The 8,857-nt window shown below is 72.8% G+C and carries 6 protein-coding genes; 1 reads left to right on the top strand and 5 read right to left on the bottom strand.

Translation table 11 applies throughout. From position 1 onward, the window contains the following. Window positions 1–157: 157 nt before the first annotated feature. The 4 genes from ABD086_RS24645 to cysS form a co-directional block, all read right to left on the bottom strand. The gene (locus tag ABD086_RS24645; RefSeq protein WP_343911229.1) at window positions 158–1,603 is read right to left on the bottom strand and encodes an ABC transporter substrate-binding protein; all 1,446 of its coding nucleotides are present in this window, start codon (window positions 1,601–1,603) and stop codon (window positions 158–160) included. Between the two features lie 149 nt (window positions 1,604–1,752). Beyond that, complete coding sequence (locus tag ABD086_RS24640) at window positions 1,753–3,303, bottom strand: metallophosphoesterase (RefSeq protein ID WP_343911227.1); 1,551 nt, start codon at window positions 3,301–3,303, stop codon at window positions 1,753–1,755. A 25-nt stretch (window positions 3,304–3,328) separates the two neighbouring features. After that, window positions 3,329–4,276, bottom strand: coding sequence for a 23S rRNA (guanosine(2251)-2'-O)-methyltransferase RlmB (gene rlmB / locus ABD086_RS24635; RefSeq protein ID WP_343911225.1), 948 nt, complete (start codon window positions 4,274–4,276; stop codon window positions 3,329–3,331). Then, entirely contained in the window at window positions 4,276–5,655 is a 1,380-nt protein-coding gene (cysS, locus tag ABD086_RS24630) for a cysteine--tRNA ligase (RefSeq protein WP_343911223.1), read from the bottom strand. Before cysS ends, rlmB begins: the two co-directional genes overlap by 1 nt. A 22-nt stretch (window positions 5,656–5,677) precedes the next feature. On the opposite strand from cysS, the gene ABD086_RS24625 reads away from it, so the two are divergent. Beyond that, complete coding sequence (locus ABD086_RS24625) at window positions 5,678–6,871, top strand: C39 family peptidase (protein ID WP_343911221.1); 1,194 nt, start codon at window positions 5,678–5,680, stop codon at window positions 6,869–6,871. A gap of 350 nt (window positions 6,872–7,221) precedes the next feature. Here the strand turns inward: ABD086_RS24625 and ABD086_RS24620 are convergent, their stop codons facing one another. Then, a complete protein-coding gene (locus ABD086_RS24620) occupies window positions 7,222–8,754 on the bottom strand; it encodes a molybdopterin-dependent oxidoreductase (RefSeq protein WP_343911219.1) in 1,533 nt (510 codons plus the stop codon). Window positions 8,755–8,857: the final 103 nt, after the last annotated feature.

Here is an 8,857-nt window from a genome sequence, read left to right as displayed (position 1 = left end):
ACGCCGCCAGCGCGGCGCACAGGGCCGCGGCGGTGACGGTCGCAAGCAGCCTACGCATCGGTGCTCCCCTCCCAGGAAGTCGACGTTCGCTCGCTCAACGACCCACGCGACGCCGGGTGACGGCGGACACAGTCCGGTCCAGACACGGCTCGCGGGCTCACGGGCTCGTCGTGCCGGTGCACGTGTACTTGGTGCCGCCGACCGGGACCCAGCGGCCGTGCTGGAGCTGGATGAACCGCCAGCAGTCGCCGGTGTGCCGCGGGCCGACGTGCTGCGGCGAGTGCATGCCGTTCGCGGTCCAGTTGTCGACCCTGCGCAGGTCGTCGATCAGCGTGGCCCGGCTCAGCTTGCCGCCGAGCGCGGTGGCCCGCTCGACGAAGAGCCGGGCGGCGGACCAGGAGAACAGCCCGAAGAAGCTCGGCTCGGCGCCGGGCTTCACCTGCTGGAGCCAGCTGAGGTACAGCTGGAGCTCCCGGTTGCTCGCGGCCTCCTCGAACGGCGTGAAGTTGATGAACAGGGTGGTGCCCTCGACGGCGTCCCCGCCGCTCTTGACGAAGTCGGTCGTGTACGCCGTCGGGTCGAGCATGAAGACCTCGGGCTTGAAGCCCTGTTGCTGCATGGCCTGCGCGAGCCGGACGAACTGCGCGGTCGACGCGATCATCTGGACGTACTCGATGCCCTTGTCCTTCATCTGCTGGACGTACGGCGAGTAGTTGAACTCCGAGATGTCGATGCCCTGCACGTAGTCGAAGTGCATGCCGCGCTTGCCCATCGCGGCCGCTTGGGTCTTGCCGTTCTCGGCCGCCGCGCCGGCGTTGATGTAGAGCATGGCGGCATGGGCGGCGGCGTCCGGGTGGTTCTTCTTCACGAAGTCCGGCACGGCGTTCTGGAATTCATTGGCCTGCGTCGACTGGGCGCCGAAGCAGGTCGTGCAGGCCTGCCGGTCCGCGGTCACGGCCGCCGACCGGATGTCGGGCAGCCCGCACTGCTGGGTCACGGCCGCGCCGCCGGAGTCGAACGCCGACATCGAGCCGACGACCGCGAAGGTCTCGTCGCAGGCCTTCGTGTACGCCTGCTGGTCGGCGGCGGCGTCGGTGCGGCTGTCGTAGGCTTTGAGCTCGAGCTTGCGGCCGCAGATGTCGCTGGTGGCGTTGAAGTAGGCGACGTACGCCTTCACCGCGTCCTGGCTCGCCTCGAACAGGCCGGGCACCGGGCCCGAGACGTCGGAGGAGTTGCCGATGACGATCGTCTTGTCGGTGATGCCGGTCTGGTTCTTGAACCCGTCGCAGGACGCGGCCTTCTCGCCGCCGGTCGCCGCGTTGTCGCCGGTGCCCTCGGTGCTGCCGCCGGACCCACCCGTCTTGGTGGTGGTCCCGCCCCCGGTGGTGGTCGTACCGGCGCCGCCCCCAGTGGCGCCGGGGACCGACCCGTCCGGTCCGGTCGTGGTCGTGCCGCCGCCGGGGACGACCTCGCCGTTCGCACCCACCGCGCCGCCGTTGACCTGGGCCACCGTGTCCGGGTCGAGCTGGGACCCGCAGGCGGCGAGGGTGAGCGCGACGAGCGCGCAGACGGGTACGACGACGGCGCGTCGGAACGGGACCACGGGGCCCTCCACGGTGAACTAGAACACGTACCAGTTCTGGTTCAACGACGTGGGCCTCCAGAGGTGACGCGCGCCACGCGCCGGCGTGTCGGCGGGTTTCTCCGGTCAGCCGGTGAAAGCCGACGTTCGGCGCCCGGCGCGTCGCACCGCTACCGCAGGTACGTCAGCGGCACCCAGTTCCCGACCTCGAAGACGCCGGTGGTCTGGAGCGTCACCCACTGGATGCCGAACGGGTGGCCGTCCTTGTAGGTGACCAGGCTGATGTCGGCGGCGCGGCGGGGCTTGCTGCCGAGGGCGATCGCGTACGCCGCGCCGCCCGCGGTTCCGGTCGTGTAGGTGTAGCCGACCTCGCCGTTGGCGCCCTCGACGCGGTCCGGGCCCGCGCGGACGTGGGTGTGGCCGCCGAGCACCAGCTCGGCGCAGCCGCGGGCGAGCGCCTCACGGCCCAGGTTCGCGTCGTGGACGAGGATCGTGGTGACGCGGGGGTCGGCGTCGCAGGCGGCGTCGGCGATCCGGTTCTCGACGTCGGCGAAGGTCAGCCCGGTCTCGTCGCGCCAGTTGCCGAGCCCGCTCGAGCGCGGGTCGTCGACGCCCAGGAGCGTCGTGCCGGCCGGCCCGTCCACGACCTCGCCGTCGAGCATGGTCCAGTCGTGGTCGGCCAGGTACGTCGGCACGAAGTCGCCGTGGTCGTGGTTGCCTGCGATGCCCCAGCGGTCGAAGCCCTCGAACGCCGCGCTCACCGAGTCCAGGGAGAACGCCTCCCAGGAGCTGCCCGTGGAGGTGTCGTCCCCGCCGTCGAAGACCGCGGTCGCGCCCCCGGCGTCGGCGATCGCGCGGGCGACCCGGTCCATGCCGATGTTGTCGTGCCGGTCGGAGACGAAGACCACGACGGTCTCGTCCGCGCGCGGGTTGCGCAGCGGCAGGCCGGCGGCGCGCTCGGCCGCGTCGGCGTAGAAGGTCTTGCTCGCGTCGTAGGTGTCGAGGGCGCTCTCGATGAGCCGGTGGGTGGAGGCGGTCGTGACGTCGCCGCGGACCTCGACGCCCGCCAGGTCGTCCGGCACGGGCACGTCGGGGCCGAGGAACGCCGACAGCGACTCCCAGTCCTCCCCCGCCGCGACCGGGTCGTCGTCGTGCGTCCACGGCTGGACGAGCGCGAGCGCCACACCCGCCACGACGACCACGCACACGGCGGCCTGGGGGCGGCCGATGCGCGCCGCGAGCTCGCGCCGTCGTACCGGCCCGACCAGCAGCCAGACCCCCACCGGCAGCAGGCCGATCACCGCGCCACGGATCGCGGCGTCCACGACCAGCCCGCGCACGGCGTCGGTCACCTTCGCGACCTGCCCCTCCGGCTGGCTGGCCAGCAGCGCGTACCGGTCGACCAGGTCGTCGACCGAGTCGGCGTCGGCCTTGCCGAGCCGGATGTCGACGCCGATCACGCTGCCGCTGTCGACCCGCACGTCCGGGAGGACCGGCCCCGTGTGCAGGACGGCGACGCCGCTGAAGTCCGGGCGCACGACGGCGTCGTGGCTGGCGACGACGACGTTCGTGCTGCTGGAGACGAACGCCAGCAGCCCGGCGACGACGGCGCCCGCGAGCCAGACCCCGACCAGCGCCAGGATCTGCCAGGTACGCCGACGGGTCTCGACACGCCGGTCGCGACCTCGCGCGCTCGGCCGCGCGGCTCGCTCGACCACCATCAGTGGGTCCGCTGCCGCGTCCCCACTAGCGCCGCGCCTCCGCGATCGCGTAGAGGGCGACCCCGGCCGCGACGCCCGCGTTGAGCGACTCCAGCGTCGAGGCCATCGGGATCGAGACGAGCTGGTCGCAGGTCTCGCTGACCAGCCGCGAGAGCCCGTTGCCCTCCGACCCGACCACGACGACCAGCGGGCCGTCGGCGAGGTCGAGGTCGGGCAGGCTCACGTCGCCGTCCGCGGCCAGGCCGACCACCATCAGCCCGGCCTCCTGGTAGGCCTTGAGCTGCCGGACCAGGTTCACCGTCTGCGCCACCGGCGTCCGCGCCGCGGCGCCGGCGCTGGTCTTCCAGGCCGACGCGGTCATGCCGGCGGAGCGGCGCTCGGGGATCAGCACCCCGTGCGCACCGAAGCCGGCCGCGCTCCGCACGATCGCCCCGAGGTTGCGCGGGTCGGTCACCGAGTCCAGCGCGACGATCAGCGGCGGCTCGCCGTTGTCGGCGGCGGCGTCGAGCAGGTCGTCGGGGTGGGCGTACTCGTACGCCGGGATGCGCGCGGCCAGGCCCTGGTGCACCGCACCGCTGGTCATCCGGTCCAGCTCGCCGCGGGTGACCTCCATCAGGCTCAGCCCCCGGTCGGCGACGATGCCGAACGCCTCGCGCAGCCGGCCGTCGCGCTCGGCGCCCTCGGCGACGTAGACGCCGGTGACCGGGACGCCGGCCCGCAGCGCCTCGACGACCGAGTTGCGGCCGGCGACCCACTCGGAGTCGCCGCCGGTCCTGCGCTTCTGGGGCCGCCTCGCGGCGGACTTCTCGGCGCGCTTGGCGGCCTTGTACTGCGCGTGGTACGGCCGGTCCTTGGCCTTCGGCGTCGGGCCCTTGCCCTCGAGCCCGCGGCGGACCCGGCCGCCCGACCCCGCGGTCGGGTTGCCCTTGCCGGACTTCTTGATCGCGCCCTTGCGCTGGCTGTTGCCGGCCACTAGTTGATGCTCCACTTCGGTCCGTCGGGGGTGTCCTCGACCTCGATGCCGGCCGCCTTGATCCGGTCCCGGATCGCATCAGCGGTGGCGAAGTCCTTGTTCGCGCGGGCTTCCGCGCGTTGCTCGAGCAGCCCGGCGACCAGCACGTCGACCGCGTCGGTCAGCTTCTGGTCGTCGCCGCTGCTGCCGCCCCACGCCGGGTCGGCCGGGTTCAGCCCGAGCACGTCCAGCATGGCCAGCACCCGCGCGGCGTACGGCCCCGGGTCGTCGGCCTTGTTGCCGTCGCGCACGGTGTCGTAGACGACGGCGACCGCCGCAGGGGTGCCGAGGTCGTCGTTCATCGCGTCCACGAAGGCCTGCGGGAGCTCGCCGGGCTCGGTGACACCGGCCCGGTCGAGGAAGCTCTCGATCCTGCGGAAGCCCGCGGCCGCCTCGTCGAGCGCCTCGAAGGAGAACTCGACGTGGCTGCGGTAGTGCGCGGCGACCAGGTAGTAGCGCAGCTCGATGCCGCGGTACTTCTCCAGCACGGCGGGGATCGTCAGCGAGTTGCCGAGCGACTTGCTCATCTTCTCGCCGGCGGTGGTGATCCAGGCGTTGTGCATCCAGTACGACGCGAACGGCCGCCCGGCCGCGCGCGACTGCGCCTGCTCGTTCTCGTGGTGCGGGAAGCGCAGGTCGACGCCGCCGCCGTGGATGTCGAACGCGGGCCCGAGGTACTTGCCGGCCATGGCCGAGCACTCGATGTGCCAGCCCGGGCGCCCGGGGCCCCACGGGCTCGGCCACGCGGCGGTCTCCGGCTCCGACTCCTTCTTCCAGCCCTTCCACAGCGCGAAGTCGCGCGGGTCGCGCTTGCCGCGCGGGTCGGCGTCCTCGGCGGCCTCCATGTCGTCGATGCCCTGCCGGGTCAGCTCGCCGTACCGCGGCCAGGACCGCACGTCGAAGTACACGTCGCCGGAGCCGTCCTCGGCGGCGTACGCGTGCCCCTTCGCGATCAGCTCCGAGATCAGCACGATCATCTCGGGGACGTGGCCGGTGGCGGCGGGCTCGTACGTCGGCGGCGCGACGTTGAGCGCGTCGTAGGCCCGGCCGAGCTGGCGCTGCATCCGGTAGGCGAGCTCGTACCACCGCAGGCCCTGCTCGGCGGACTTCAGCAGGATCTTGTCGTCGATGTCGGTGACGTTGCGGATGAACGTGACGTCGTACCCGAGGTGGCGCAGCCAGCGCTGGAGCACGTCGAAGTTCACGCCCGAGCGGACGTGCCCGACGTGCGGCTCGGACTGCACGGTGAGACCACAGACGTACAGGCCCGCCTTCCCCTCCTCGAGGGGAACGAAGTCACGGACTTCGCGGGTCGCAGTGTCGTACAGCCTGAAGGTCACTGCGCAAGTCTAGGGTTTGTGGGTGCACCGCCTGACATCCGCGATCGTCGCCTCCGTGCTGCTCGTCCCCCTGCTGGCCGCGGCCCCCGCGCAGGCGGCCCCGGCGCGGCAGATCGACTACACCGGGTTCCGCGGGCACGGCGACTTCGCGATGGGCAGCCATCCGGGGCTGCGGATCACGGCCGGCCGGCTCGCCCTGCGCGACGGCGTCGACAGCGGCGCCTGGACGTCGCCGTGGGTCACGCCCGGCTTCGCGCTCACCCGCCTGGTCGCCTCGTGGACGGCGGTGACCCGCGGCGACAGCCGGATCCGGGTCGAGGTCCGGGGCCGGTCCGGCGAGACGACCTCGACCTGGGACACGCTGGCGCTGTGGGCCCAGGACGACCGCTACTTCCACCGCACCACGCGCTCCGGGCAGGACGACGACCTCGGCTCGGTCAACGTCGACACGTGGGTGGTCCCCGGCGGCGTCACGGCGTACCAGCTGCGCGTGACGCTGACCCGCGCCGCCGGCCAGGCGAAGTCGCCCGCCGTCGCCGAGGTCGGCGCGATGGCGTCGCTGCTGCCGGACTCGTCCACGGTCCGGACGTCGCGGCCCGGCGTCGCGCGCGGCATCGTGCTGGACGTGCCGCGGTACTCGCAGATGATCCACCGCGGCGAGTACCCGCAGTACGGCGGCGGCGGCGAGGCCTGGTGCTCCCCGACGTCGACCTCGATGGTGCTGGGCTACTACGGCGCGCTGCCGCAGCCGAAGGACTACGCGTGGGTGAAGAAGGCGTACGCCGACCCGTGGGTCGCCCACGCGGCGCGGATGACCTACGACTACGAGTACGAGGGCACCGGCAACTGGCCGTTCAACACCGCGTACGCCGCCGGCCTCGCCGGCCACGCGTTCGTCACCCGGCTGCCGTCCCTGCGCCCCGCCGAGCGGTTCATCAAGGCCGGCATCCCGCTGGTCGCGTCGATCGCCTTCGGACCCGGCGAGCTCGACGGAGCGCCGATCTCGTCGACCGACGGGCACCTGGTCGTCATCGTCGGCTTCACGAAGACCGGCGACGTGGTCGTCAACGACCCCGCGGCCGCGACCGACGCCGGTGTCCGCCGCACCTACGACCGCGCCCAGTTCGAGAACGCCTGGGTCCCGAAGTCGGGCGGCACCGTCTACGTGATCCGCGACGACGCGCACCCGCTGCCGCCCAACCCGCGCTGGGACTGAGGGGGTCCCAACTCAGCAATTGAACGGCCAGCCTCGACGTACCCGCGAGTAACCCAGTGTGGGCGTTCAATTGCGCTGGCCGAGAGGCCCCACCCGCTGCCGCCGACCCGCGCTGGGGCTGAGCGGGTCCCAACTCAGCAATTGAACGGCCAGCCTCGACGTACCCGCGAGTAACCCAGTGCGGGCGTTCAATTGCGCTGGCCGAGAGGCCCTACCCCCTGCCGCCCAACCCGCGCTGGGACTGAGCGGGGCCCAACTCAGCAATTGAACGGCCAGCCTCGACGTACCCGCGAGTAACCGAGTGTGGGCGTTCAATTGCGCTGGCCGAGAGGCCCTACCCGCTCAACTCCTCAGGTCGCCGTGACGTGGATCGTGTGCCACCCGGTGGCGCCGTCGGGGACCGCACCGTGCACCTCGCCGGTCTGCACGAGACCCGACTTGTCGGTGGCCCGCACCCGCAGCAGGTGGTCGCCGGGCTCGAGGTCGAGGGTCGCCACCCACTGCACCCAGGTGTCGTCGTTCGGCACCCGCGCCAGCTCCGCGGCCTGCCACTCGCCGCCGTCGACGTTGACCTCGACGCGCTCGATGCCGGTGTGCTGGGCCCAGGCGACCCCCGCGACCCGGGCGCCGGCCGCGGCGATCTCGCCGCCCTCCCGCGGCACGTCCATGCGTGAGGAGATCTTCACCGGACCCTGCTCGGACCAGCCCCGCTCGGTCCAGTACGCCGAGATGTCGGCGAACCGGGTCACCTTCAGGTCCACGACCCACTTGCACGCCGACACGTAGCCGTACAGGCCCGGCACGACCGTCCGCACCGGGAAGCCGTGGTCGACCGGCAGCGGCTTGCCGTTCATCGCGATCGCGAGCATCGCGTTGCGGTCGTCGGTCAGCGCGCCCAGCGGGGTGCCGCAGGTCCAGCCGTCGTCGGACGTCTGCAGCACCGCGTCCGCACCGGCCTGTACGCCCGCCTCGGCCAGCAGGGTCGCGATCCGCACGCCGCTCCACCAGGCGTTGCCGATCAGCGAGCCGCCGACGTCGTTCGAGACGCAGCAGATCGTCGCCCAGGCCTCGGTGACGCGCCGCCCGACCAGGTCCTGGTAGTCCAGGACGATCTCGCGGTCGACGAGCCCGTGGATGCGCAGCCGCCAGTCCTGGGGCCGGACGGCGGGCACGTAGACGGCGGTGTCGATCCGGTAGAAGTCGTCGGCGGGCGTCATCCACGGGGGCATGTCGGGTACGTCGACGTTCGCCCCCTGCGGGACGCGCGGCATCGTCACGCCGGGCAGCCGCAGCAGCCGGCGCGCCTCCTCGACCTGGCGGCGGCCCACGCCGACGGCCCGGCCCACCACCCCCGCGGTGACGCCGACGGCGGCCACCAGTCCGGCGCGGATCAGGAAGGTGCGCCGGGTGTGCGCCCCCATCGTCGGCTCGCCGGCCTCGCCGGCCTCGTCGGCCGCGCGCAGCGGGGCCGTCAGGAGGGCCAGGCAGGCGATCCAGGTGAAGAACCCGACGACCAGCGCCAGCGCGTCGGCCGCCGAGGACCCGCGCTGGGAACCGACCGCGACCGCGCCGACCAGCGCGAGCACGGCGTACACGAGCATCGCCAGCCACCAGGCCCGCCGCGCGAGCGGGCCCGCCCACGCGAGCAGCACGACCAGCAGCACCAGGACCACGCCCACCAGCACGGTCTTGTCGTGGCGACCGAACAGCTGGATCGCCCGCTCGACCAGCGCGCCGGGGGTCAGCCGGATCACCAGCTCGGCGACCGCGCTCACCGGGTCGTCGTGCACGGTGATGACCAGCGCGACGCAGTAGCTCGCGGCCAGCCCGGCGAAGCCGGCCAGCAGGCCGGCCAGCCACCAGGCGCCGCGGGAGGTGCTCATTGCTCGATTCTGGCGCAGCCGGCGCAGCGCGCGACCGCACCCGGCATGACCATTCGATGACGGATCACAACGGCCTCCGGCCGGCCACCGCACGGTGGCCGGC

It is taken from the genome of Nocardioides aquiterrae, assembly GCF_039526625.1.
GTDB classification, from domain to species: Bacteria; Actinomycetota; Actinomycetes; order Propionibacteriales; family Nocardioidaceae; genus Nocardioides; species Nocardioides aquiterrae.
This window is presented reverse-complemented; position numbering and strand designations above follow the sequence as displayed.